Below are 25,367 nucleotides of genomic sequence, written 5' to 3'. Positions count from 1 at the left end.
ATGCCAGCTGAGCATGAACTTTTTATAGGTCAGGGCAGGGCTTCTGCCCCACCCTGACCCTTCGCAATCATCTCTTTTATGCTTCCACCAGGCTCCTGGCACTGTAGAGACTCACTTCTTTGCCCTCTTCTAAAGCCTTCAGGAACTGAAGCATGAGGCGGTCGCCGCTCTTTCCGAACCTGGCGGGGTTGTATTCCTCAAGACCAAGGGCTGCCCGCTTCCGATCAATGTGTTCAAGGGCCCGGCGGACAATTTCCTGGGGATCCTCCACGAACTCCAGCTTACCACCCACCGTTTTCTCCCAGCCCTCGCTCATTATGCGCTGGACTTCTTCGCTGGCCTTAATGGGCGAGCCAACTCCGAACATAACATACACGCCCGAGGCAGCGAAGTAAGTCCCGATGGCCAGGGCTTTCTCGCTCATCCATTCAGGAGCAATCCCCACTGCCGGAAGATCAGAGATGTCTTCTCCCAGGCCGCCCTCGGTGGCCATCTGGCTGGCTACGGTGAGGATGCGGGTGTTATCAACACACGCACCCATGTGCAGGACAGGTGGGATGCCCACGGCCTCGCAGATTTCCCTCAGTCCGGGGCCAACCTCCTCCATCATTTCGGGAAGCATAAGCCCATACTTCGCCGCCGCAATGGCTCCGCACCCTGTCTGCACCACCAGGACGTCGTTCTTGATGAATTCTTTGACGATGTATTCGTGGGCGGCGTCCTGAGTGGAGCGCGGGTTGTTGCACCCGACCACCCCGGCTACTCCCCGGATGCGTCCCTGGATGATGGCATCATTGAGGGGGCGGAAAGAGCCACGGAAAAAGCCGCCAAGAGCGTAAGTTATGTATTCGTGGGAAAAGCCTGCCACCACCTCGGATACATGCTTGGGTATGCGGACCTTGCCCCTGTTGGGGAAGTTGTCAATAGCCATTCTGACTATCTGCTTGGCGATTTCCAGGGCCCGGCTTTCATCAAACTCCACGTGAATAGCGCCCTTAACCTTTACCTTAGGCGAGACGGTGACGAACTTGGTATGGAATTGATCTGCCAACGGGGCAAGGGCTTGCATTATGCACTGAACATCCACAGCCATCAGGTCAACGGCGCCAGTAAGGAGAGCCAGCTCCTGATGGAGGAAGTTGCCCACAGTGGGAATCCCCTGGCGCATAAGGGTTTCATTGGCAGTGCAGCAAATTCCAACCAGGTTGATGCCCTTGGCTCCTTTAGATTTGGCATACTCAATGAGTTCGGGGTCGTTTATCGCCAGGACCACCATTTCGGAGAAAAGGGGCTCATGGCCGTGCACTACGATGTTAACCTCGTCCTCTTTCAGGGCCCCAAGGTTGGCTTTTGTCCTCAGGGGAGCGGGGGAACCAAAGAGGATGTCAGTGATATCAGTGGAGAACATTGAACCGCCCCACCCATCGGCCAGAGCACACCGCATAGCCCCCAGGAGCAAGTGCTCAGCGTCCTGATCATTCCCCATATGGGTTCGGTGCAGCAGGTCCACCACCTCGCGGTCAATGCCCCGGGGGGCGATCCCATACTTTCGCCATATTTCCTGACGGCGCAGAGGAGCACGCTTCAGGTAAGTAAGTTCTCCCTTCTGCTGGCCGAACTCAGCCAGAACCCTGAGAGCTACATCCCTGGCTATATCCTTTTCATCCCGGTCTTTGTAAGGCACACCCAGGATATCAGCCACTTCCAGGAGTTTCTGGAGGTCTCTTATGCGGTAATCGGGGGCTTCGCCTTCGGCCGCCGCCAGAAGGGTCAGGGCCATATCGCGCCCGTGGTCTCCGTGGGAGGCCGAACCAGCGGCGATAGCCCTTGCCAGGTTGCGCGCCACCACTGTGTCAAGGGTAGCACCGCAAACCCCGACGAGGGTTTTGCCCACCAGGCGGCATGGGCCCATGAAGCAGTGCTTGCAACAAGCTCCATCCCGCCCTATAGGGCAGGGCTTAATTTCTTCCGCCCTGGAAAATACCGTTTCATAGCCCTCTTCCTCAGCAATCCTGAGCATTTCCTGAGCAGCTGGATCTATGCTTTTATATCCGTTCCCTCCCATGGTTTATTCCTCCCAGAGTTTAATTTAATACCTCCTGAAGTCACCGGCCATCTCAATATCACGCCGGTCGGTTTGAGTGACGCGTTTTATCACTTTGAACCAGGGGGATTGGTCTTCGGTGTGGCGCGGTGGACGAGGGATTTCAGGTTCTTTTCCGGGTTCGTACCCAGCTTCCTTAAGCTTTGATTCCAGAACCGAGGGGCTGAGTTTGGAGCTGTCGTAGGAAACAACCACTTTCCTTAGCATGGAGCTGGCGTAAACGTCCTGAACCCCCTCCAGACCCAGGAGCACCTCTCTAACCCTTTTGACGTGATGGTCACCATACATTGAAGGAAGGTCAATGACCACCTTTTCCATGTTTCCTCCTCCCGTAAAATTATACCAATTTTATCAGATTTGCGCAAGCCATGTTTTTTTATTTAAGGGGGGCGGGTGAAGCCCGCCCCCTTTTTCCCTTAGAACAGGCCCTTTATCTTTCCGGTCTCCAGATCAATGTCCACGTCCATAAAGGCTGGCCGGCTGGGGAGACCGGGCATCGTGCGTATCTCGCCGCAGAGCGGGTAGAGGAAACCAGCCCCCACCGAGGCCCTTATGTCGCGGACGGGAAGCCGGAACCCCTTGGGACGGCCTTTCAGGTTGGGGTCGTGGCTCAGGGAATACTGGGTCTTGGCTATGCAGATGGGGAATTTATCGTAGCCAAGCTTGGTATAGAGGGCGATCTTCCGTTCGGCTTCCTGGCTGTAATCCACCCCATCAGCCCCGTAGACTTTGGTAGCGATTATTTCAATCTTTTCCTTGATGGGGATGTCCAGTGGGTAGAGGAAGCGGAACTGAGAAGGCTTATTGGCAGCGGCAATTACAGCCTCGGCGAGCTCTACTCCGCCCTCCCCACCTTTGGCCCAGACCTCGGAGATGCAAGCGGCCTCAGCACCAAATTCCAGGGCTGCTTTCTTTATGAGCTCCAGCTCCGCTTTGGTATCGGTGGGGAAACGGTTAATGGCCACCACTGCGGGAACCCCGAAGAGTTTAACGATATCAAGGATGGCTTCCAGGTTGCTGAGGCCCTTCTCCACAAGCTCCAGGTTTTCTTCGGTGTAAGCGGGGTCGAGGGGTCTTCCGGGCACAACCCTGGGGCCGCCACCGTGCATCTTTAGAGCCCTGACGCTGGCTACTACCACCACACAGTTGGGGATGAGACCCGAGAACCGGCATTTGATGTTGAAGAACTTCTCCATGCCGCAGTCAGCGCCAAAGCCCGATTCGGTAACCACGTAGCCATCTTCTCCTACCAGCTTCAGGGCGATGTAGTCGGCCACTATGGAGGAGTTACCGTGGGCAATGTTAGCGAAAGGCCCTGTGTGGACGAAAGCCGGGTTGCCCTGGAGAGTCTGCATTAAGTTGGGCATCAGGGCATCCTTCAGGAGCACAGTCATTGCCCCGGCTACACCCAGGTCCTCAGCTGTGATGGGGTTACCCTTCTTATCAGTTCCAATGACAATTCTGCCCAGGCGCTCCCGCAGGTCCTTGAGGCTTGTGGCCAGGGCCAGTATAGCCATTATCTCCGAAGCCACGGTTATATCAAAACCCGTCTCCCTGGGCCGCCCATCCTCTTCGGTCCCCAATCCGATGATAATCTTCCGCAGGGCACGGTCGTTGATGTCAACTACCCGCGGCCAGGTAATGGAGTAAGGGTCAATGTTCAGGCGCCTGAGGCCTATCTTGGCCAGCTGCTCATCGGTGAGGCGGTCTTCATGCATTATACGGGCATCTATGGCAGCTGCCAGGAGGTTATGAGCTGCGCCCACGGCATGGATATCGCCCGTGAGGTGAAGGTTAAAATCTTCCATCGGAACAACCTGGGAGTAGCCGCCACCTGCCGCCCCTCCTTTGATGCTGAAAGTGGGCCCCATGGAAGGCTGGCGGATGCAGGTGAAGACTTTCTTGCCCAGGTAGTAAAGAGCCTGGCTGAGCCCTATGGTGGTTACGGTCTTGCCCTCGCCCAGGGGTGTGGGGTTTATAGCCGTCACATCTATGTATTTGCCATTGGGCTTGTCCTTGAAGCGCTCCAAAACTTCCAGGTGAACTTTGGCCTTGTACTTTCCATAGAGCTCCAGGTCATCCTCAGTGAGCCCCACCTCTTCAGCCACTTCTATGATCGGACGAAGTTTGGCGGATTGGGAAATCACGATATCGGGAGGAACGGGTTCAACACGTTTGACCAAGAGTTCCCTTGCCATTTCTACTCCTCCTTTGGAGTATTTTGGAATTTAACCGTGGCTTATTTCGCCCGGTCAGATTGCGCTGAGAAGTTGACCTTGTGCAGTCCCAGGCTTTCCTTTCTTCCCCTTCGTAAACCCAGATGGCCTCCCGCATGACCTCTTCTTTCATTTCAGCCCTGGTATAGATTTGGTATCCTAATCCAGCGCTCTTCTTGTAAAGGGCATACTATATCCCAATCCCACGGGCAGCAGTGCTTTCGCCGCTTTCCCAGCTGCCTGGTTAAAGGCGAAGCAGGCCCACTCTGCTGTCCAGCGTGCTGGGATGCTTCGGCCAGCCTGTTTGAACCAATTAAGCAAAGCTCCTATCACCTCCTATCAATTTCCAGACCGAAGGCAAGCTTAAGGTTGCTATAACGAGCTTGACCAGATCGCCGGGGATAAAGGGATAAAGCCCTAAAGGCAACACCCTTTCCACCCCTACGAATCGGGCCAGCCAGGGTAAACCGAAAAGGTAGATGACGATGTTTCCAATCAGCATTGCCAGGAAATTGCTCCAAAACCGCCTATCCCACTGACGCTCCGCTAACCAACCGGTTACGAAAGCGGCGGCTACAAACCCAAAGAGATAACCTCCGGTGGGCCCTAAAAGACGGTGAAGGCTGCCTGTCCCTCCAGCAAAGACCGGAAGTCCAGCAGCGCCTTCCAGCAGGTATAGGAGCATACTTAAAGCCCCTCGTTTGCTGCCCAGGACAGCCCCCACCAGAAGCACGGCTAAGGTTTGTCCTGTAATGGGGACTGGTGTGAAGGGAAGGGGTATAGCAATGCGAGCCGCCAGAGCTACAAAGATACTGCCTCCAATAACGAGAGCTAAATCGTAGAAGATAGCAAGATGCCTTTTAGCGATATAAGGCCGCAGAGCTTCGGCTATGGTCATGAGATTACCCTTTATCCTACCTGTCTTTTAGCTGCTTCAAGAACATTCTTGAGGAGCATTGCGTTCGTCATCGGGCCAGTGCCCCCAGGGACAGGGGTTATAGCTCCGGCCACCTCCTTCACTGACTCAAAGTCCACATCTCCTATTATTTTACCATCAATCACGTTAACGCCAAAATCCACCACCACTGCCCCGGGTTTAACCATATCAGCGGTGATAAGCTTAGCCCGCCCAACCGCCACGCAGAGGATGTCAGCTTCCCGGCAGACAGCCCCCAGGTCCGGGGTTCGCGAGTGGCATATGGTCACCGTGGCATCCTCCCGCAGGAGGAGCAAAGCCATAGGCTTCCCCACGATATTGGACCGGCCTACCACTACGGCCCTCTTCCCGCTTATCGTTATGCCATAGCGCTTGAGGAGTTCAAGCCCGCCGAGAGGAGTGGCCGGTACGAAGTAATCCATCACTCCCGGAGGTCGGCCCACCGGGGCAACCTGGGCCAACCTCCCAGCGTTCACCGGGTGAACCCCATCAACATCTTTGGCAGGGTCAAGGCTTTCTTTGATGAGGGCTTCATCCCAGCCCTTGGGGAAGGGCTCTTGAATTATTATGCCGTGGACAGTGGGGTCAGCGCTCAACTCCTTTACCAGCTTTACCATCTCTTCCTGAGGGGCCGTTTCTGGAAGCACATGAAGCCTGAAGCCCAGACCGTTGCCTTCAAAGGTTTTCTTTATCGTGTTGGCATAACTAACGGAAGCGGGGTCTTCCCCCGCTCTTACCACTGCTATGGTGGGGATCACGCCATACTTCTCTTTGAAAGAGGCCACTTCTGCTGCTACTTCTGCCTGAATATCTTTCGCTACCGAACGGCCATCCAGGATTTGAGCGGGCATCTGTCACCTCCTTAAAGTTTGCTCTTTACAAATTCGTAAATCTCTTCTTTAAGCTGTGATTTGCCCTCCAACAGTTTGTCCAGGCGGGTCTGGGCTTCTTTTTTGAAGTCCTCATCCTTAAGCCAGCCCAGGTTAATGAGCACGTTGAGGGCAGCGCTGCGCAATCCCGCCTCTGCCATCACCACAGCTACTCCGGCATCGCTTACAGCGTTTACATTGCCTTTCTCAGCCACAGGACGGCAGAGGTCTATAACTCTGACACAGGCCTCTGCCACCCGCAGAGGGACCTCCGTAGCCTCCTTGAGGGCCTTATCAAGAGCTTCCTCCCGGATGGCTTTCTGTTCTTCGGTTTCCCTGGGCATTTTCATAGCTTCCGATACCCTGGTATAAGCCGCCACATCGGCTTCCAGGAGGTTCAGAAACTCCCGGCGCAGAGCTTCCGATTGTTCCAGGATGGCCTTTATCTCTTCCTCCACATCAGCATACTTCTTCTTGCCGATAGTGAGGTTGCAGACCATGCTCACCAGGGCAGCGCCCATGGCTCCGGCCAAAGCAGCCACGCTTCCGCCTCCGGGAGCAGGAGCTGAGCTGGCAAGTTCATCCATAAATTGGTTTAGGGGTTTTTCGGCAAGCATAGGGACCTCCATTTTTTTATAGATTAGCAACCCCTGGCGCGCTGCGGCTTTAAAGCCAGGCCCCAGCGCGTCAAACTCCTCTTCCGTATAAACATGCGGTTCTAAACGGGGGACGTTAACTGTCTTCTTCACAAGGGAGAAAGCATCTTCCCTCTTTGCTCCCTCATAGATCACCAGCAAATCCACATCACTGGCGACAGTGTAAGTGCCACGCGCCCACGAACCAAAGAGTATAACCTCCTTGACAGGAAGGAACAGGCTCAGCCTCGCCGCGCCCTCCCTTAACTTTTGCACCAGTTCTTCCTTAGTCCATTCCGGATAGAATATCCTTACAGACCCTGAGGATTTCGCCTGCATAATTTATCAACCGCTTGGCTTGTCCTTCTGTGAAGGCCCCTTTCGGGGCTCCAGCAGGCAAAACATTAGGGTAAAGACTTGGCACATAAGCCTGGTCAAGCTCCATAGCCGCTTCTATCAGGCTTTGAGGTATATCAAAATGCCTCTGCAATTCGCGGAGAAGCTCCGCCACCGAATGCCCCCACGCAACAGCGCCCTGTTTCTGGAAAACCGCCTTGGTGGCTTTTTCAGCCGCCTGCTGGGCAGAAAAGCATGCCCAGTCGTAAAAACCATGCTCCAGGTCGTGCAGGGCGTGCTCAAGATCCCATTCGGCCTGTTCCATCCAATCTTTGCTCCGTTCCATTAAGCTGTTACCACTTTCAGAACCGGGCTTACGTCTATAAAGTGCTTCTGGAAGCCCAGCTCCGCAGGTTTCAAGCCGAAAGCCAGGCCCAGAAGCTGGGTTATGTAAATCACAGGCATGCGGTAATCCAGCCCCAATAGGTCCTGACGGGTATCCAGGTTTATCTGGCAGAGGGGGCAGGCCACCACGATGGCATCGGCTCCGACGTTGTGGGCATCTTCAATGATGCGGCGGATCATGTCCAGCACAGCGTCAGTCTTGCTCAGGGTTACAGACCCACCGCAGCAATAAGTCTTGTACGACCAGTCCAAGCTTCGGGCTCCGGTGGCTTCTACAAGCCTGTCCATTATCACTGGGTATTCGTAATGAGGAGCCTGCACAATCTTAGGCGGCCGCGTGATAAGGCAACCGTAATAGCTGACAACTTTGAGGCCGCTGAGAGGATGGGTTACTTTTTCTGAAATTTTACCGAACCCCACATCCTCAAGAGCTTCCAGAAGGTGAAGGACCTGGATGCCTCCTCTGTATTCGTAGCCTGTCTGTTCTTTCACAGCTTCCGCCAGTTTTTCATTGCGCTGGATATCGTAAACGGCCGCTTTAAAGCGAGAGTAACAGGCAGAACAGGGCATCATCACTCTGTTCAGGCCGGCCTTTTCAAAGATGGCCATGTTTTGCATGGGCAGGGCCGCAGCCAGAACATGATCGGTAGAGTGAGCAGGAGAAGTGCCACAGCATATCCAGCCCTCAGGTTCATAAAGAGGCACATCCAGGTGCTGGAATACTGCCCTAACAGACATATCGTATTCGGCCGAGGTGGAGTGGAGGGAACAGCCGGGATAATATCCCAGAACGCCTTCGGGAGCCTTTCCTTCCGGTCTACCAGGGCGCGCCGGCAAGAGCCTCAACTTGCCTTTGAGAAACATCTTTATACCCATCGGGACATCCCGCTGGAGGACACCTTTAAAGTCCAGGCTTCTGCTGAGAAGCATACGCAGGTACATTTCGGCCATCATCCCCAGCTCATACATCCGGCCAAAGAGGCGGATGTTGTTCACACCAGCCTTGGCAAAAGCATAGATTTGTGGCAATGGTGATGGGATGCCCCGCTTCTGCGCTTCCACCTTGACCACGTCCATTATCCGGGCGATATCCAGATCCTGGGGACAGCGGGTGCTACAGGTGTAGCACGTAGCACAAAGCCAGGCGGTGCGGGAGCGAAGAACCACATCATCGCGCCCCAGCTGAAGGTAACGCATGAGCTGATGAGGGGTGAGGTCAAATTTATCAGCCAGCGGACAGCCATTGGTGCATTTCTTGCATTGATAGCAGAGGAAAACGTTGGTTCCAAGCTCTTTGTTGATCAACCGTGCGAGTTCTCCCATTGCAGAGCCTCCTCGGGAATGTGGTCCTTATCTCAAACTTCTGGCCTGGGAAGGAGGCCAGCCATCTCCGCTATTTGCGGCACAGCTTCTTCCCACTCTATAGCCATTATGTGCACCCCAGCCACACCCGGAATTTCTTTCACCTGCTGGATTATTTCCACGCAGATTTTTATCCCCTCTTCTTTCTGCTGATCTTTCGGGGTTTTGCGCAATCTTTCCAGAATTTCCTCCGGGACATCCATCCCTGGCACTTTAGTGGCCATGTATTTGGCTGCACCGTAGCTTTTTATCGGCCCAACACCAGCCAGGATGTAAACTTTATCGTCAAGGCCGAGATTTCTAACCCTTTGCATGAACTGGGCGAACTTGGGGACATTGTAGATCATCTGGGTCTGGATGAAGCGAGCTCCGGCTTTGACCTTTTTGGCCAGCCGGTAAGGGCGGAAATCAAAGGGATCGGCAAAGGGGTTCTCGGCCGCCCCCAGGAAGAAACGAACCGGCCCCCCTTCTATTTCCTCCCCATTGGCAAAAACGCCTTCTTCCCCCATCTTGTGGATGACCTGAAGGAGCTGGATAGAATCCAGGTCAAATACCCCTTTGGCTTCGGGGTGGTTGCCGAAGCTCTGGTGGTCACCGGTAAGGGCCAGGATGTTCCGGATGCCCAGAGCATAGGCTCCGAGAAGGTCGCTCTGGATAGCAATACGGTTGCGGTCACGGCAGGTCATCTGCATGGTGGGCTCTATGCCGAGCTCCAGGAGGATCTTGGCCACAGCCATAGAACACATCCGCACTACTGCCGTCTGGCAGTCGGTTATGTTGACAGCGTCCACCACGCCTTTGAGGTACTGGGCTTTGTGTTCAATAACGGAGCGATCAGCACCTTTAGGTGGCCCCAATTCGCCTGTAACCGCAAAAATTCCTTTGGTCAGAATTTTCTCAAGCCGGCTAACGGGAGCACGTTCGCTCATTTTGTCAGCTCCTCCTTAAAGGCTCTAAAGATGTAGCCCGCAAAGCGCTCAAAATCTTCCGCGTTCTTCTGAGACTCTGTTTCACAGCCTTAACATCAGAAACTCATCCTAAGAGGTCAATGTAAGCCCCAAGCTTACTCACATTCTCCCTCAGGTGGTCTATCATACCCTGCGCGAATTCAGGCTTCACCAGACCCCCTTTCCTCTCACACCTCTACCTTTTCAATCATAACCTCTTCCCTAAGGATTTTCCTTGGACCACCACCGCCGGCAGGGCGCCAGTCCTTTGGCTCCACAATCTCCAGCAGAACATCCAGTCGGCCCATAGATTTGAGCTTTTCATAAATCAACTGCCAGGCGCATTCTATCTCAGGGTTGACTTCGCATTTGCCGTTCTGGGAACCACCACACGGGCCGTTGAGGAGGTTTTTGGAGCAGCGGGCGATGGGGCATATGCCTCCGGTGATAGCCAGGACGCAATTGCCGCATCCGGCACACCGCTCCACGAAAACCCCGGCCTCTATGGGCATTCCCATCATCACGGTATTGAGGGCCGGCAGGATTATCTTATCGGGGTAGCGCTCGGCCATGGCCTGGACGCCAACCCCACAGGCCATGGAGAGCACCGCATCCACCCCGCGCACCATCTCAGCAATAGGGTCTATGAATTCCCATTCGCATTGGCGCTGAACAGTATATTCCACTGTTTCCAGCGGTTTCCCTTCCAACTGGCGGGCCATCCTCAGTTCGGCAGCCAGGATGCCCACCTGCTTCTCTCCTCCCGAAAAATCCACCGTTACGCATGTCCCACAGCCCAGGACCAAAATGCGGTTAAAGGGGGCTACCATTGCTTTTATTTCCTCAAAAGGCTTGCGGTCAGCAATTATCATTTCCTGGCCTCCTTGCGCAATGGATTGGGCCCGAGGTTCTTTATCTTCTCCGTCATCTCGGCCGCTACTTCCGCAAAACGGGCCCCTTCGGCCGAAGACATATAATACATATCAAGGCGCTCTTCGTCAAGGCCTATTTCTTTCAAGAGCTTTTTGGCGTATTGAACTCTTCTCGTGGCCTTTACATTCCCATCCTGGAAGTGGCAGTCCCCTATCCTGCATCCCGCCACTATCACCCCATCGGCCCCTTTCTCAAAGGCCGTGAGGATGTGGTGGACATCCACTCTGCCGGTGCAGGGGACTTTCACGATGCGGATGGAAGCAGGGTATTGAAGCCGCATCACCCCTGCCAGGTCAGCAGCACCGTAGGCGCAATAGTGGCAGGCAAAAGTCACAATTATGGGCTCAAAATCGGGCATAGCTTTACCTCACTGCAATGTGACTTCAAATAGGGCCTCCACTTTGGCCTCAATCTGGTCATCCCTGTAATGCATAAGCTGTATTGCTTTGGCCGGGCATTCAGCGACACAGATGCCACAGCCATGGCACTGGGCTGGCTCAATGTAAGCCGCACCCTTTATACCACCAGCCCCCACAAGCGCGGGCTCAATCCGCGGGACATTGTATGGGCAAACCCGGACACAGGTGAGGCAAGCCGTGCATTTCTCAGGGCTCACCACCGCTACGATGCCACCCACCTTTAGCGTATCCTGAGCCAGGATGGTGGCAGCGCGAGCCGCTGCAGCTTTGGCCTGAACTATGGTTTCATCCAGATGCTTGGGCCAGTGGGCAACCCCGGCCATGAAAATCCCATCCGAGGCAAAATCCACAGGGCGAAGCTTTATGTGAGCCTCCCAGAAGAAACCCTCGGGCATGAGGGGAACTTTAAGGATTTTGCCCAGCTCTTCCACTCCCTCCGAAGGCACAACCCCGGTGCTCAGGACCAGCGGGTTTGCCCTGAGCTCCATTTCTTCCCCAATTTCTGCATCCCTCACGCGAACTCTCAGAGTTCCATCTCCATCGGGCTCCACCTGAGGCTTCAAAGCTTCATCGTAACGGATAAAGAGAACCCCTTTCCTGCGGGCCAGGGTGTAATAGCGCTCCCTCAAGCCATAGACCCTTATATCCCTGTGGAGGATGTAGATGGGGATATCAAACTGAAGTTCTTTGAGCTTGAGGGCATTCTTAAGGGCCTGAGTGCAGCATATGCCCGAGCAATATTTCTCGGCCAGGTCATCAGCGCACTGAACCATCACCACAGGCCCATAAGGGATTTCTCCCCGGGCGAGCTTCTCCTCCAGTTCCTGCTGGGTAAGGACAGATGGATGCTGCCCGTAAAAATAAGATTGGGGCTTGTTCTCCACACCACCCGTGGCCACAATTGTGACTCCATGCTCAAGGTGGAAGCGTTGCCCATCCGGGCCCTCCAGCACAGCAAAGAAGTTTCCGACAAACCCCGAATGTTCTACCACTCTGGTGTTGAGGTGTACCGTTATGAGGGGATTGGAAGTTACTTCAGCCACAAGTTTTTCCAGGAAAGCCTGGGGGTCTTCACCTTCAAGGATGTAGTGGATGCGGCGGAGGTTGCCACCCAGCTCTTTCTCCCTCTCCACCAGGTGAACCGGGAAGCCCTGCCGCGCAAGGGAGAGAGCTGCCGTCATACCGGCCACCCCGCCACCTATGACCAAAGCTGATTTGCGGACCGGGACGTCTATAGTGTGGAGGGGCTCGAGCCTGGCAGCCCTTGCCACAGACATCCTTACCAGGTCCTTGGCCTTCTCAGTGGCGTCTTCCCATTGGTGGGAGTGAACCCACGAGCACTGGTCGCGGATGTTGGCCATCTCAAAGAGGAAGGGGTTAAGGCCCGCCTGGCGGATGGTATCCTGGAATAGGGGTTCGTGAGTGCGAGGGGTGCACGAAGCCACCACCACCCGATTCAGGTTGTGCTCTTTGATGGCCTGCTTAATGAGCTCCTGGGTATCCTGGGAACAGGTGTAGAGGTTGTGGGTGGCATATACCACCCCCGGAAGGGTGCGAGCGTATTCGGTAACCGCTTCCACATCCAGGAAGCCGGCGATGTTGGAGCCACAGTGGCACACAAAAACTCCAATGCGGGGCTCCTGGCCACTTACATCAATCTCAGGAGGATAAACAGGAACAGCTACCTCTGTGCCCCTGGCCGAAGCCAGAAGTTCACCTATGGCCCCAGCCGCAGCGCTTCCATCTACAACCGATGAAGGTATATCTTTAGGGCCGGAGAAGACCCCCGAAGCGAAAATCCCTTCCCTTCCGGTCCCGAGGGGATCAAAGAGGGAATTCTCCACAAAGCCGTATTCATTAACCTTTATCCCGAGCCTTTGAGCCAGCTCCTTAACATCTTCCGGTATCTCCATCCCTACCGAAAGCACTACAAGGTCAAAGCGCTCTTCCCTGAAGTTACCGTTTTCTTGATAGCGGATCAGGATATCCCTGGTGTGAGGATCCTCAAACAGAGCTGAGATACGGCTGCGGGTGTAAACGATGCCGTATTCGCTTTTGGCCCTGTTGAAATAGGCCATGTAACCCTTACCGAAGGCCCGCATATCCATCAGGAAAATCTGGCAGAAAGTATCGGGCTCATGTTCCTTGGCCATTATAGCCTGCTTAGTGGCATACATGCAGCAGGCTGAGGAACAGTAGTCATGCTCCTGGTCCCTGGAGCCGATGCACTGGAGCCAGGCGATGCGCTTAGCTTTCCTGCCGTCGGAAGGGCGAACCACGTGGCCTTCAGTGGGGCCGGAGGCAGAAAGAAGCCTCTCAAACTGGATGGAAGTTACCACGTTGGGGAAACGGCCAAAGCCGTATTCTTCCAGAACGGAGGGGTCAAAGGGTTTGTAACCAGGGGCCAGGACCACAGCTCCTACTTCCAGTTTTTCTATCCGGTCTACTGCTTGATGGGTTTCCAGTGTTACCGCTTTTGCCTGACAGGCCTCCACGCACTGGTAGCACTCGGAACAGATAGCACAGGCCAGACAGCGCAGAGCTTCAGCTACCGCTGCTTCCTCGTCAAGAGTAAGCTCTACCTCTTCAAAGCTTTTAAGGCGCTTTTCAAAGCTGAGGGTGGGTATGGTAACTCGCTTGGCAGGTTTTATCTCTTTACGCAAGACCCGTTCCCGCAATTCTTCCTCGGGGAGCTCTACCACTGGAGGGGGAGCTTCCTGTCGTGGGGTCTTAAGCGGTAAGCCGCGAAGATAACGGTCAATAGAAATGGCAGCCCGGCGACCGTCAGCGATAGCGTGGATAACAGCTCTGGGCCCCCAGACGGCATCACCACCAGCAAATATGCCCGGGCGGTTTGTTGCCAGTGTATCGGGGTCAACCATGATAGTGCCCCTGGGAGTTATAACCAGACCGTGATCAGGGCTCAGGAAAGATATTTCTGGAGCGAGAGCTACCGCTGCCACCATCATATCGCAGTCTATGACGAACTCCGAGCCTGGTATGGGTTCAGGCTGCCGCCTGCCAGAAGCATCCGGTTTGCCCAATCGGTTACGGATAAACCTCACCCCTTTAACTCGGCCGGCATTGGTGATTACTTCCAGCGGTGAAGCTAAAAACAGGAATTTAACTCCTTCTTCTTCAGCCTGGCGTACCTCTTCAGGGTTAGCGGGCATCTCCTCACGGGAACGGCGATAGACGACGATAACTTCTTCCACACCCAGACGACGAAGAGTCCGAGACACGTCTAAGGCGGTATTTCCGCCTCCAATCACCACGGCACGGTGCCCCAGCTCAATTTTTTCATCAAGGTTTATGGCCCGGAGAAGCGGAACACCATGGTAAACGCCCGCAGCGTCTTCGCCGGGAATCCCTAACTCCTGAGGCTCGTGAGCACCAATTGCCAGGAAAACTGCTTTGTAGCCCTGCTCAAAAAGGGAATTGATGTCACGGACAGGATGGTTTAGCTTAAGCTCCACACCTTGAGCGATAATGTTGTTGATTTCTCTCTCCAGTATTTCCCTGGGCAGACGGAAAGGGGGTATACCTACCCGCATCATCCCGCCAGGCACAGGTAGAGCCTCAAAAACCGTCACCCGATACCCCATCCTCACTAATTGGTGAGCGCATGAAAGCCCTGCAGGGCCCGATCCGACCACTGCCACTTTGGGAGCATCAGGAGGAATTTCAATCTTAGAAACAGGTTCATCACCGAAATGCTCATAAACGTAGTCAGCAACAAAACGTTTGAGAGCACAAATAGCTATGGGTTCATCCACTTTGCCGCGGTTGCAGGCATCCTCACACGGATGAGTGCACACTCGCCCCACAGTGGCAGGAAACGGATTATACTGCTTGATCACTTCCAGAGCTTCTTTGTAGCGGCGCTGAGTAATTAGAGCTATATAGCCCTGAGCGCTCGTCTCAGCAGGACAGGCGTTCTTGCAGGGGGAAATTCCAAGCTTGGATACAGCAAAAGCATTGGGAACAGCCTGAGGATAGAGTTTATAGATGGCCCGGCGTTGAGCGAACCCAGCATTGTATTCATCGGGCACAGTAATAGGACATACTTTGGTGCAATCGCCACAGGCTGTGCACTTTGCCTCGTCCACGTAGCGAGGTCTACGGCGAATCGTCGCTATAAAGCGGCCTGGCTTTCCTTCCAAACTCAAAAGATCAGCGTTAGTGATTATTTCTATGTTGAGGTTTCGTCCTATATCTACTAGCCAAGGGGAGAGTATGCACATAGCGCAGTCATTGGTGGGGAAAGTCTTATCAAGCTGGGCCATCTTCCCGCCGATAGCGCTGTCTTTGTCCAGAAGGTAAACTTTAAATCCAGCAGCGGTCAGGTCTGAAGCTGCCCGAATGCCAGCTACACCCCCTCCTACCACCAGAACAGAACCCTTCACCTCAGGCATCGTTGCCTCCTCCTGTTAAAGGCAGCCTATCCCTTATGGCCGTTCTTTAGAGGGTTGGGCCCCAATTTCCTGAGCCTTTCCACCATGGTATTAACAGCATTGGCAAAAGTCCCTCCCTGCCCTCCAGACATGTAGAAAATCTCCAGGCGCTCGCTTCCGAGGCCGATCTCGCCCAGGAGTTTTTTAGCATATCCAACCCGCCTTGCGGCCTGAATGTTGCCGTGGAAATGGTGGCAGTTACCTATGGGACAGGCTACCACTATTACTCCATCAGCTCCTTTTTCAAAGGCTTCAAGGATGTAACGCACATCCAGTTTCCCGGTGCACGGGAAGCGAATTAATTTCGTACAGGGAGGGTATTGAATCCGCAGAGCTCCCGCCGTGTCAGCAGCCATGTATCCGCAATAAATACAGGTAAAAAGGGTGATTTCCGGCTGAAATTCCACCTTTCACCTCCGCTCATCCCTTTAAAATGTTATAAGACTCCTCTTTAATCTGTCAAAGTCCTCCAACGCTTTCCCTGCTCCTATAGCCACGCAAGCCATAGGATTGTCGGCCACGTAGCAAGGGACGCCCGTCTCTTTGGTGAGAAGCCGATCCATGTTTCTGAGAAGTGCTCCCCCACCTGTAAGGAGCATCCCCCGGTCAATTATATCCGAAGCCAGCTCCGGCGGCGCCTTCTCCAGCACCCTCTTCACCATATTAACGATGGCTTTAAGGGGCTCAGTTATAGCCTCGGTTACCTCATCGGAATTGACCACGACGGTTTTAGGCAAACCCGTCACCAAATCCCTGCCCTTGACTTCCGTCTTAAGCTTCTCTGGAAGGGGAAGAGCACTGCCTATCTCTATCTTGACAGACTCAGCAGTCCCCTCGCCTATCTGGAGATTGTATTTCTTACGAATGTAAGAGGCAATGGCCTCGTCAATTTTCAGCCCTCCAACCCTGACAGCATCCGCTACCACGATTTCGTTCATGGAGATTATAGCCGCTTCACTAATTCCTCCTCCTATGTCTACCACCATGTTCCCAGTGGGAGTGTGGATGGGCATCCCCGCGCCCAGGGCAGCGGCCAGGGGTTCGGGAATGAGGTAAACTTCCTTTCCACCAGCTTGAATTCCCGCATCGTGGACAGCCCTGGTCTCCACGCTGGTTATGCCCACCGGAGCACTTATCATAACCCTGGGTTTGAAAAGGTTAAAGCGACCACATACTTTTTCCAGAAAATACCGGAGCATGGCCTCCGTCACCAGGTAATCGGCAATAACTCCATCCTTAAGGGGGCGCATCACATCGATGCTTTCCGGAGTCCGCCCCTGCATCGTCATGGCCTCTTTGCCTATAGCCACAATCCTTTTTTCCTTCTTGGATATAGCCACGATGGAGGGTTCTTGGATCACGATGCCTTTCCCTTTTACGTAGATTATGACGTTATAGGTGCCCAAGTCTATACCTATCAGCTTCTCAAACATTTTCCCTTTCCTCTTCAATCCTGGGTATCTGGAGGCAGCGGTAGCGCTGCGCGATCTTTATCCTGGTCATGGCCTTGCGGAGCCTCGCCTCCGCTTGAGCGAACTCCTCCCGACTCAACCGGCCTCTTTCCTTGAGGAGCTCCATAGCCCTGCGACGAGCTTCCTCGGCCCGGGCGATATCAATCTCCTCCGCTCTTTCAGCAGTATCGGCCAGGACTATAACCCTGTCCCTGTATACCTCCATAAAACCACCGCCTATAGCGAAGGAAAACTCCTCCTCTCCTTTCCGAGCTCTGAGCTCTCCAATGCTGAGGGCTGTGAGAAGGGGAGCATGCTTCGGCAAAATCCCAATTTGCCCGTCAACCCCCGGCGCTATGACCATATCCACCTCATCGGAAAAAACCATCCTCTCTCCAGTCACTATCTCCAGACGCAGGGGCATAACCCCTCCTTACCTCAAAGTTTTGGCCTTTTCTACCGCCTCGTCTATGGTTCCGATCATGTAAAAGGCCTGCTCCGGAAGGTCATCGTGCTTACCTTCCAGGATCTCCTTGCACCCTCTAACCGTTTCCTTTATCGGAACGTATACCCCGGGCCTTCCTGTGAAAGCCTCGGCCACGAACATGGGCTGGGTCAGGAAGCGCTGGAGCTTGCGGGCCCTGGCCACGATAAGTTTGTCCTCTTCCGAAAGCTCCTCAATCCCCAGGATGGCGATTATATCCTGCAAATCCTTGTAACGCTGGAGGACTCGCTGTACCTCCCTGGCCACATAATAATGCTCTTCTCCTACGATTCTGGGGTCCAGAATCCTGGAAGTGGAAGCCAGGGGGTCAACGGCCGGATAGAGGCCCTGCTCGGCCAGGGAACGTTCCAGAGCAATGGTGGCATCCAGGTGGGCGAAAACCGAAACGGGCGCGGGGTCAGAGTAGTCATCAGCGGGGACGTAAATGGCCTGGAAGCTGGTGATGGAACCCTTGCGGGTGGAAGTGATGCGCTCCTGGAGCTCGCCCATTTCGGTGGCGAGGGTCGGCTGGTAACCCACAGCGCTGGGCATCCTCCCCAGCAGGGCCGAAACTTCCGAACCCGACATCACGAACCGGAAGATATTGTCTATGAAGACCAAGACATCCATGCCCTGGTCTCTGAACCATTCCGCCATAGTAAGAGCCGTGAGCCCTACCCTCAACCTTACCCCGGGCGGCTCATTCATCTGGCCGAAGACCATGACGGTTTTATCCAGAACTCCAGCCCTTTTCATCTCCAGCCAGAGCTCGTTCCCCTCGCGGCTTCTCTCTCCAACTCCGGCGAAAACCGAGACTCCTCCGTGCTCAATGGCAATGTTGCGGATCAGTTCCATTATGATGAAGGTTTTGCCGACTCCAGCCCCGCCGAAAACTCCTGTTTTCCCTCCTTTAGTGAAGGGAGCCACCAGGTCTATGATCTTGAGGCCGGTCTCAAACACCTCTACTTCTGTGACCTGTTCCTCAAAGGGCGGGGGAGGCTGGTGGATGGGACGGTATTCATCGGCCTGGACAGGGCCAAGGCCGTCTATTGGCTCCCCAAGGACGTTGAAGATTCTGCCCAGGGTTCCTCTTCCTACTGGCACCATGATTGGGGCACCGGTATCGTAAGCATCCATACCCCGGCGCAAACCGTCGGTGGTGTCCATGGCAACGCAGCGGACCCAGTTGTTACCCAGGTGCTGCTCCACCTCCACTACAAGGCGCCTCCCATCCCCAAGGGGTATCTCAATGGCGTTGTAGATTTCTGGCAACTCAACCCCTTCCGGAAATTCCACATCTACTACTGGCCCCATTATCTGGACCACTCGGCCTTTGCTCCCCTTTGCCATCTCTTCCACCCCCTTTGTAATCTTACCATACAATTCCTGCTTTCATAGCTTTAGCTTTACGAAGGGCCTCAGCTCCTCCAGCTATGTCCATCATCTCGCGGGTTATGTTCCACTGCCTTACTTTGTTAAAGCGAATGGTGAGCTCGTTTATGAGCTCCTGAGCGTTTTCGGTGGCATTACGCATTGCCACCATCCTGGCGGAATGTTCGCTGGCCTGAGCTTCCAGAATAGCCTGGTAAACTTGAAGCTCAGTGAAACGGGGGAGAACTTCTCCCAGAACCGTCTGGGGGTCAGGCTCAAAAATGTAAAGGGCGGCAAGCCTCTCTTCAGGTTTAGGCCTCTCTATAGGCAGAAGCTTTTTTATCGTCGGAGTCTGGGTTATGGTGGAAATGAAACGGGTGTAAGCTATGTAAACTTCATCCACCTGGCCTGCTATAAACTCATCCATGGCTACCCGGGCTATCGGAGCTATCTCCATAAGGGTGGGGCGGTCTCGCACCCTGGTAAATTCGGCTATAATGTTATGGCCGTAACGGAGCATGAAATCCCGCCCTTTCCTCCCCACCGTTATCAATCGGAGCTCAACCCCCCTGTCCATACATTCAAGCATAAACTGGGTAGTCAGCCGGAGAATGTTGTGGTTGTAAGGGCCACACAGGCCCCGGTCGCTGGTAATGAGGATTATCCCAACGGCTTTCACAGGCCGGACTTCGTAAAGGGGATGGTCGATTTTCTCGGGCTGTCCGGCAAGGTAGGTCAGGACCTCCCAGGCCTTCTGAGCATAAGCTCTGGAGGCCATAGCCTGCTGCTGTGCCCTGAGCATCTTGGACGCAGCAACCATCTCCATGGCTCTGGTAATCTGGGATATGTTGCGGACACTTCGGATATGTCGGCGGATTTCCCTGAGGGTCTCCATTAAATCACCACAGTCCTCTTGAATTCTTCAATGGCTGCCCTGAGAGCCCTTTCGGTCTCCTCATCCAGATCCTTGGTTTCAGCAATGCGATTGCCTATTTCAGGGTGGTGAATGTCCATCCAGCGGTGGAACTCCCTCTCCCATCTCTGGATTTTGTGGACAGGGACATCGTCCAGGTAGCCCTGGGTTCCGGCAAAAATGATCATAACCTGATGCTCCACTGGCATGGGCTCATACTGGGGTTGCTTGAGAATTTCCTGAAGCCTCTGCCCCCTCTCTATAACCTTGCGGGTAGCAGGGTCAAGTTCTGAAGCAAACTGGACGAAAGCCGCCAGTTCCCGGAACTGGGCCAATTCCAGGCGCAGCTTCCCAGCCACTTTCCGCATAGCCCTTATCTGGGCATTCCCACCTACTCTGGAAACCGAGAGGCCCACGTTGATGGCCGGACGGATTCCGGCGTTGAAAAGCTCAGGCTCCAGGTATATCTGCCCATCGGTTATGGAAATAACATTGGTGGGTATGTAGGTGGTAATATCGCCAAGCTGGGTTTCAATTATCGGGAGAGCGGTGAGGGAACCGCCTCCATACTCGGGAGCGAGACGAGCAGCCCTCTCCAGAAGGCGCGAGTGAAGGTAAAAAATGTCGCCAGGATAAGCCTCGCGGCCGGGCGGTCGCCTGAGGACCAGGGAAATCTGGCGGTAAGCCCAAGCGTGCTTGGTGAGATCATCGTAGACAATAAGGGCATCTTTACCGGATTCCATAAATTCTTCACCCATAGCACATCCAGCATAAGGGGCAATGTATTGCATTGCTGCTGGCTCCGCCGCTGAGGCCACCACTACGATGGTGTGCTCCATGGCCCCGTATTTCTCCAAAGTAGCCACCACCCTCGCCACCTGCGACATCTTCTGGCCAATGGCTACATAGATGCAGTAGAGGTCTTTCCCTTTCTGGTTTATGATAGTATCAATAGCGATAGCTGTTTTCCCTGTTTGCCTGTCGCCAATTATTAGCTCTCGCTGCCCTCTTCCTATCGGGATCATGGAGTCAATGGCTTTTATCCCCGTCTGCACCGGGGTGTTAACGGGGAGACGAGTCACCACATTGGGGGCGATGCGCTCTATGGGGCGGTATTTCGTGGCCCTTATGGGCCCTTTGCCATCAATGGGCTGGCCGAGGGCGTTCACCACCCTGCCCAGAAGCTCCTCTCCTACCGGGACGGAAATAATCCTTCCAGTGGAGCGGGCTATATCCCCCTCTTGAAGGTAACTGTAATCCCCAAGGAGGATAACTCCCACGTTATCCCTTTCCAGATTCAAAGCCATACCATACAATCCTCGGGGGAACTCCACCAGTTCCGAGGCCATCACTCCGCTCAATCCCCTGACCCGCGCCACACCGTCCCCTACTTCTATGACTGTTCCGACTTCAACGGCTTCTATAGGGGCTTCAAAGGCCTCTATCTGCTTCTTAATCTCCTGAGCTACATCCACAACCCTTAGGGCCATGTCCCTCCTCCCCTTATATTTCCCGCTTCAACCTTTCCCTCAAACTTTCAAGCCTTCCGGCAATGCTTCCATCTATAACCGTATCCCCAATTTTTACGATAACTCCCCCCAGAATTTCAGGGTCAACATTATAGCGGAAATCCAGGTCGGAACCGAAGCGAGCCATCAAGCGAGCCTGGAGAGCCATTTTTTCATCCTCAGTAAGGGGCACTGCCGTAGTGATATTAACCACCCGGCGGGCGGCGCCTCCTCTGGACAATCTACCCAGTTCGTCCAGAATATCCGGAAGGTAATGGAGATGGCCTTTAGAGGCTAGGAGTGAGATAAAGTTGCGGATTTCGGGCGGTGTTTCATCCCCCACCAGCTTGTTTATAAGCTCCTGCTTCTCCTGAAAGGGAATGTGGGGGGCATCCAGCTTTTCCAAAAGGCCGTTCTGGGCAATATCTCCCCACACTCGGGCCAGCTTCTTAATCCATCCTTCCAGAGCTGCCTCGTAGAAAGCCTTAGCGTAGAGGTCGGCTTTCTCCCTTCTCTGAAAGATTTTCTCCAACTTTCCTCCTCCCGAAGCTAATCAGCCTGCTCAAGGGTGGAAAGGAAATCGCTTATGATCCGATGCTGGGCCTTTTCATCCAGAGCCTGACCCACAATCTTGCGAGCGGTGAGAATAGCCAGATCTATAGCCTGGTGGCGAATTTCAGCCATAGCAATGGCCTTTTCTCTTTCTGCTTCCAGTCTGGCCCTTTCCAGTATACGACTGGCCTCTGCTCTGGCCTGGGCCACTATCTCTTCCTTTAGCCTGTTTCCCTCGTAAGAAGCCTGGGCAAGAATTTCCTGAGCTTTAGCCCTTGCCTCCGCCAGGATACGCTCAGCTTCGGCTTCCGCCTCAGCTAAACGTCGCGAGGCCTTCTCTGCCTCTTCAAGCCCCCTCTGGATTCTCTCCTGCCGGGTTTTTATTGCATTTAAAATTGGCCTGTAGAGAAACCTCTGGAGAATAAAGAGCAACAGCAAGAAATTTATCGCCTGCAGGACGAGGCCAGGAAGGTTTACCCCAAGCTTTTCCATCCTTTATCCTCCGCCGACGAAAATCAAAGTAAGGGCTATTACAAGGCAGTATATGGCAACGGCTTCGGCAAGGCCAAGCCCTACAATCATAGGGGTGAAGAGTTTATCGGCGGCTTCGGGGTTACGCCCTATCGCTTCCATAGCTTTACTTACCCCCATTCCTATGCCAAAGCCAGGGCCTATAGAGCCTATCCCCATAGCGAAGGCAGCTCCAAGATTAGCTGCAACTTTAGGGTCCATTTTTACCTCCTCCTTTCAAGTTTAATGCTCTGTTTCATGAGCCGCTGTAGACATGGAGAAGTAAATTGTGCTCAGCACAGCAAAAATCACCGCCTGAATCAGGCCGAAAAGGGACTCTAAAATCATAAAAGCTGCGGGGATGAGGACTGGGAACATCACGAAAATCACCGTGAGGACCACATCGCCACCGAATATGTTTCCGAAAAGTCGTGCTGAAAGGGAAAGGATGTGAGAAAGCTCGCTGATGATGTGAATCGGTGCCATGAGAGGAGCGAGGATCGGAGGAGTTATGAATTCTTTGAGGTAACCTTTTATGCCTCTGTAAACAATTCCAGCCACCTGAACCAGCAGGACGGTGATGAGAGCCATAGCTAAAGTGGTATTGAGGTCACTGTTAGGGGGCCGGAAAATGGGGACATGGTGATAGGTTATGGTGCCGAAGCCGGGCAGAAGAGCAAACCAGTTAGCTGTAAGAATAAAAAGGAACAGGGTCATAATGAGGGGGAAGATAATGCGCCCCACCTTTTCCCCAGTTATGCTTCTCACAAGATTGTAGACGGTTTCAATTACTATTTCCATCACGCTTTGCAAGGCTCCTGGGACAAGGCTGAAGCGCCTTCTCACCGCCAGAGTCAAAGCTATGAGGAATGCCATCACCATCCACGTAGTAAGGATTGTGTTAGTAACAGGGAAAGGGCCCAAGTAGAAGAGCTTTTCGGCTCCCATTGAGATTTCGTGAAACTCAATCCCCAGCAGTTTCCCCAGCATAGCTTACACCTCAGGACGCCTGTTTGCTTTTAGCATACCAAAGGTAGACCTTGTAAAGGATGCGAAATACCTGGTGAGTCAGGATTCCAGCGATAACCCCCCAAAGGTTGAAGTTGAGATAACGGATTACAGCGTAACAGAAGGCGAAGAAGAGGAAAAGCTTTGTGATAAATAAAAACCCAAATAACCCCCCCAGCCACTTGGGTGCATCGGGGGAAAAAACGATTTTCTTCACGGAGAACTCCGTAAGGAAACTATTGAACCAGGAACCAGCCACCCCTGCCAGGAATCCAGCTGCAATCAAAGCAAAATCTTTCATTTTCTTACCACAGAAGAAAGGCGATAAAGGTTATACCCCGCCGAAGCCAGACCCAGGAAAAGGCCGATTAAAGTAAAAATTGGCCTCGTGCCAAGTTTCCCATCCAGCCACCACCCCACGCCAATCCCTATGAGGATGCTGAACCCGACCGTAAAACCTAACTCAACAACAAAGGCCAAAACTTGCCATTTCTTCACTGGCCGGCTCCGCGGATTATTGACCAAATTAATTATAGTCAAAAGCGGAGAAAAAGCAAACGTGGCTACATATGTAATTGTCTTGTACAGTTTCACTCACCGCGCACCCCAACAAATCTTAGGGGGTTCCTGGCCCAATCGGAGAAAAATCCCCAGACTTTCTTACCGCTTTGACACGGCCGGAAACTTACTGTATACTTTTTGAGGTTTTAATCCGCACTCCGGAGGATAATTCTCATGAAAGTGGTTATCCCTCTGGCAGGGCTTGGGACACGCTTGAGGCCTCACACTCATACCCGACCAAAACCTCTTGTAGTGGTGGCTGGTAAGCCTATCATTGGGCATATCCTGGATCAATTTGTGGACCTCAATGTGGAAGAGTTTGTGTTTATTGTAGGCCACTTAGGGGATAAAATCCGGGATTACATTGAATCCCACTATCGGCTTCCCAGAACCAGCTACTTCGAGCAAAAAGAGCTTAAAGGTCAATCTCACGCTCTTTGGCTGGCCAGAGAACGCCTCCATGGGCCCATCCTCATCACTTACTCTGACACCATCGCTGAGGCGGATTTGTCAGGCTTTGAAGAGCTGAAAGCCGACGGGATTTTCTTCGTAAAAGAAGTGGAAGACCCAAGGCGTTTCGGAGTGGCAGAGGTAAAGGACGGTTATGTATCAAGGATTATCGAAAAGCCCGCCAGTAAAGAAAATAAACTGGCAGTGATAGGGCTCTATTACATAAAAGATGCTGAGTGGCTTGTAAGGTGCATTGAGGAGCAAATGACCCGTAACATCCACCTTAAAGGGGAGTTTTACCTGGCTGACGCTCTTCAGATCATGATAGACCAGGGAGCTCGTTTCATCACTCGTCCGGTGAAGGTCTGGAAAGACTGCGGTAAGCCTGAAACCCTGCTGGATACTAACCGCTATCTGTTGGAGAAAATGGGAAGCAGTTACCCCCATTTTGAAGATTCCATAATAATACCCCCGGTTTATATCGCTCCTTCAGCTAAAATATCCCGCTCCATCATCGGCCCATACGTTTCTATAGCCGAGAGGGTCGTGATTGAAGAGTCCATAATCCGGGATTCCATAATTAACGAAGGAGCCTACATAGAGAGAGCTGTCCTGGCCTTTTCCCTTATAGGCTCTGAAGTTACTTATCAGGGAGCTTACCAGCAACTCAATGTAGGCGATTCTTCCCAGGTCAATGTGGGAACCTTTGAGCTGGAAAGCCTGTAAAGTGGAGTGTTTCTCCAGTTACAAATACCCTCAGGACCCGAAGGCCTTTTCCGTGGGAGCTCAAAGGTATGAGGTGGAAAGCGTGGAAAGCCGGTTTCTCACCCCGGAAGGGCCTCTTTTCAAGGTCAAGGCTTGTGGCAAATTTTACTGGCTTCTTTACTGGGAGCACTGCGATGAATGGTTTGTTCGGGAAATTTAAGGCGGAAATTTCTCGGG

Annotated in this window: 26 protein-coding genes and 1 pseudogene; 2 read left to right on the top strand and 25 right to left on the bottom strand. The window is 53.5% G+C overall.

Annotated elements, in window-relative coordinates; translation table 11 throughout:
- Window positions 1-76: 76 nt before the first annotated feature.
- From cooS to NZ653_00560, 25 genes and pseudogenes are all read right to left on the bottom strand, one after another.
- Complete coding sequence (gene cooS, locus NZ653_00680) at window positions 77-2,065, bottom strand: anaerobic carbon-monoxide dehydrogenase catalytic subunit (GenBank protein ID MCS7285644.1); 1,989 nt, start codon at window positions 2,063-2,065, stop codon at window positions 77-79.
- Window positions 2,066-2,089: 24 nt separating this feature from the next.
- The gene (locus NZ653_00675) at window positions 2,090-2,422 is read right to left on the bottom strand and encodes a heavy-metal-associated domain-containing protein (protein ID MCS7285643.1); all 333 of its coding nucleotides are present in this window, start codon (window positions 2,420-2,422) and stop codon (window positions 2,090-2,092) included.
- Between the two features lie 98 nt (window positions 2,423-2,520).
- Complete coding sequence (locus tag NZ653_00670; GenBank protein MCS7285642.1) at window positions 2,521-4,302, bottom strand: formate--tetrahydrofolate ligase; 1,782 nt, start codon at window positions 4,300-4,302, stop codon at window positions 2,521-2,523.
- 331 nt (window positions 4,303-4,633) lie between these two features.
- On the bottom strand, window positions 4,634-5,218 hold the full coding sequence (locus NZ653_00665; protein ID MCS7285641.1) for a biotin transporter BioY: 585 nt from the start codon (window positions 5,216-5,218) through the stop codon (window positions 4,634-4,636).
- A gap of 11 nt (window positions 5,219-5,229) precedes the next feature.
- Complete coding sequence (locus NZ653_00660; protein ID MCS7285640.1) at window positions 5,230-6,108, bottom strand: bifunctional 5,10-methylenetetrahydrofolate dehydrogenase/5,10-methenyltetrahydrofolate cyclohydrolase; 879 nt, start codon at window positions 6,106-6,108, stop codon at window positions 5,230-5,232.
- An 11-nt stretch (window positions 6,109-6,119) separates the two neighbouring features.
- The gene (locus NZ653_00655) at window positions 6,120-6,743 is read right to left on the bottom strand and encodes a cyclodeaminase/cyclohydrolase family protein (protein ID MCS7285639.1); all 624 of its coding nucleotides are present in this window, start codon (window positions 6,741-6,743) and stop codon (window positions 6,120-6,122) included.
- Between the two features lie 78 nt (window positions 6,744-6,821).
- A pseudogene (locus tag NZ653_00650) lies at window positions 6,822-7,100 on the bottom strand (nucleotidyltransferase domain-containing protein).
- Entirely contained in the window at window positions 7,048-7,443 is a 396-nt protein-coding gene (locus tag NZ653_00645; protein ID MCS7285638.1) for a HEPN domain-containing protein, read from the bottom strand. The pseudogene NZ653_00650 and the gene NZ653_00645 overlap by 53 nt, the downstream one beginning before the upstream one ends.
- Window positions 7,443-8,825, bottom strand: a complete 1,383-nt coding sequence (locus NZ653_00640) for a heterodisulfide reductase-related iron-sulfur binding cluster (protein ID MCS7285637.1) — start codon at window positions 8,823-8,825, stop codon at window positions 7,443-7,445. The genes NZ653_00645 and NZ653_00640 overlap by 1 nt, the downstream gene beginning before the upstream one ends.
- Before the next feature lie 32 nt (window positions 8,826-8,857).
- On the bottom strand, window positions 8,858-9,793 hold the full coding sequence (locus tag NZ653_00635; protein MCS7285636.1) for a methylenetetrahydrofolate reductase: 936 nt from the start codon (window positions 9,791-9,793) through the stop codon (window positions 8,858-8,860).
- 206 nt (window positions 9,794-9,999) lie between these two features.
- A complete protein-coding gene (locus NZ653_00630) occupies window positions 10,000-10,683 on the bottom strand; it encodes a methylenetetrahydrofolate reductase C-terminal domain-containing protein (GenBank protein MCS7285635.1) in 684 nt (227 codons plus the stop codon).
- Window positions 10,680-11,102, bottom strand: a complete 423-nt coding sequence (locus NZ653_00625; GenBank protein ID MCS7285634.1) for a hydrogenase iron-sulfur subunit — start codon at window positions 11,100-11,102, stop codon at window positions 10,680-10,682. The genes NZ653_00630 and NZ653_00625 overlap by 4 nt, the downstream gene beginning before the upstream one ends.
- Window positions 11,103-11,111: 9 nt before the next feature.
- Complete coding sequence (locus NZ653_00620) at window positions 11,112-15,578, bottom strand: FAD-dependent oxidoreductase (protein MCS7285633.1); 4,467 nt, start codon at window positions 15,576-15,578, stop codon at window positions 11,112-11,114.
- Between the two features lie 26 nt (window positions 15,579-15,604).
- The gene (locus NZ653_00615) at window positions 15,605-16,024 is read right to left on the bottom strand and encodes a hydrogenase iron-sulfur subunit (GenBank protein MCS7285632.1); all 420 of its coding nucleotides are present in this window, start codon (window positions 16,022-16,024) and stop codon (window positions 15,605-15,607) included.
- A gap of 21 nt (window positions 16,025-16,045) precedes the next feature.
- Window positions 16,046-17,050 (bottom strand): rod shape-determining protein, encoded by a 1,005-nt coding sequence (locus NZ653_00610; GenBank protein MCS7285631.1) that lies wholly within the window; start codon window positions 17,048-17,050, stop codon window positions 16,046-16,048.
- Window positions 17,043-17,492, bottom strand: coding sequence for a F0F1 ATP synthase subunit epsilon (locus tag NZ653_00605; GenBank protein MCS7285630.1), 450 nt, complete (start codon window positions 17,490-17,492; stop codon window positions 17,043-17,045). Before NZ653_00605 ends, NZ653_00610 begins: the two co-directional genes overlap by 8 nt.
- A gap of 9 nt (window positions 17,493-17,501) precedes the next feature.
- Window positions 17,502-18,902: a F0F1 ATP synthase subunit beta gene (gene atpD, locus NZ653_00600; protein MCS7285629.1), complete on the bottom strand. Its 1,401-nt coding sequence runs from the start codon at window positions 18,900-18,902 to the stop codon at window positions 17,502-17,504.
- 22 nt (window positions 18,903-18,924) lie between these two features.
- A complete protein-coding gene (gene atpG, locus NZ653_00595) occupies window positions 18,925-19,818 on the bottom strand; it encodes an ATP synthase F1 subunit gamma (protein MCS7285628.1) in 894 nt (297 codons plus the stop codon).
- Entirely contained in the window at window positions 19,818-21,326 is a 1,509-nt protein-coding gene (gene atpA / locus NZ653_00590) for a F0F1 ATP synthase subunit alpha (GenBank protein MCS7285627.1), read from the bottom strand. Before atpA ends, atpG begins: the two co-directional genes overlap by 1 nt.
- Before the next feature lie 13 nt (window positions 21,327-21,339).
- On the bottom strand, window positions 21,340-21,876 hold the full coding sequence (atpH, locus tag NZ653_00585; protein ID MCS7285626.1) for an ATP synthase F1 subunit delta: 537 nt from the start codon (window positions 21,874-21,876) through the stop codon (window positions 21,340-21,342).
- A 17-nt stretch (window positions 21,877-21,893) separates the two neighbouring features.
- On the bottom strand, window positions 21,894-22,388 hold the full coding sequence (gene atpF / locus NZ653_00580; GenBank protein MCS7285625.1) for a F0F1 ATP synthase subunit B: 495 nt from the start codon (window positions 22,386-22,388) through the stop codon (window positions 21,894-21,896).
- 3 nt (window positions 22,389-22,391) lie between these two features.
- Window positions 22,392-22,628, bottom strand: a complete 237-nt coding sequence (atpE, locus tag NZ653_00575; GenBank protein MCS7285624.1) for an ATP synthase F0 subunit C — start codon at window positions 22,626-22,628, stop codon at window positions 22,392-22,394.
- Window positions 22,629-22,649: 21 nt separating this feature from the next.
- Window positions 22,650-23,396: a F0F1 ATP synthase subunit A gene (gene atpB, locus NZ653_00570; protein ID MCS7285623.1), complete on the bottom strand. Its 747-nt coding sequence runs from the start codon at window positions 23,394-23,396 to the stop codon at window positions 22,650-22,652.
- Window positions 23,397-23,406: 10 nt separating this feature from the next.
- Window positions 23,407-23,715 carry a hypothetical protein gene (locus NZ653_00565; GenBank protein MCS7285622.1) on the bottom strand — a complete coding sequence of 103 codons (309 nt, stop codon included), beginning with the start codon at window positions 23,713-23,715 and terminating at the stop codon, window positions 23,407-23,409.
- Entirely contained in the window at window positions 23,712-23,912 is a 201-nt protein-coding gene (locus NZ653_00560) for an AtpZ/AtpI family protein (GenBank protein ID MCS7285621.1), read from the bottom strand. The genes NZ653_00565 and NZ653_00560 overlap by 4 nt, the downstream gene beginning before the upstream one ends.
- A gap of 237 nt (window positions 23,913-24,149) precedes the next feature.
- On the opposite strand from NZ653_00560, the gene NZ653_00555 reads away from it, so the two are divergent.
- Together NZ653_00555 and NZ653_00550 are read left to right on the top strand one after the other, a co-directional pair.
- Window positions 24,150-25,151 carry a sugar phosphate nucleotidyltransferase gene (locus tag NZ653_00555; GenBank protein MCS7285620.1) on the top strand — a complete coding sequence of 334 codons (1,002 nt, stop codon included), beginning with the start codon at window positions 24,150-24,152 and terminating at the stop codon, window positions 25,149-25,151.
- On the top strand, window positions 25,132-25,350 hold the full coding sequence (locus NZ653_00550; protein ID MCS7285619.1) for a hypothetical protein: 219 nt from the start codon (window positions 25,132-25,134) through the stop codon (window positions 25,348-25,350). The genes NZ653_00555 and NZ653_00550 overlap by 20 nt, the downstream gene beginning before the upstream one ends.
- The last annotated feature ends 17 nt before the right edge of the window (window positions 25,351-25,367 follow it).

It is taken from the genome of Anaerolineae bacterium, from assembly GCA_025062375.1.
In the GTDB taxonomy this organism is placed as follows: domain Bacteria; phylum Chloroflexota; class Anaerolineae; order SpSt-600; family SpSt-600; genus SpSt-600.
Note: the sequence above shows the minus strand (reverse complement) of the source record. Positions and strands in the feature narration are given on the sequence as shown.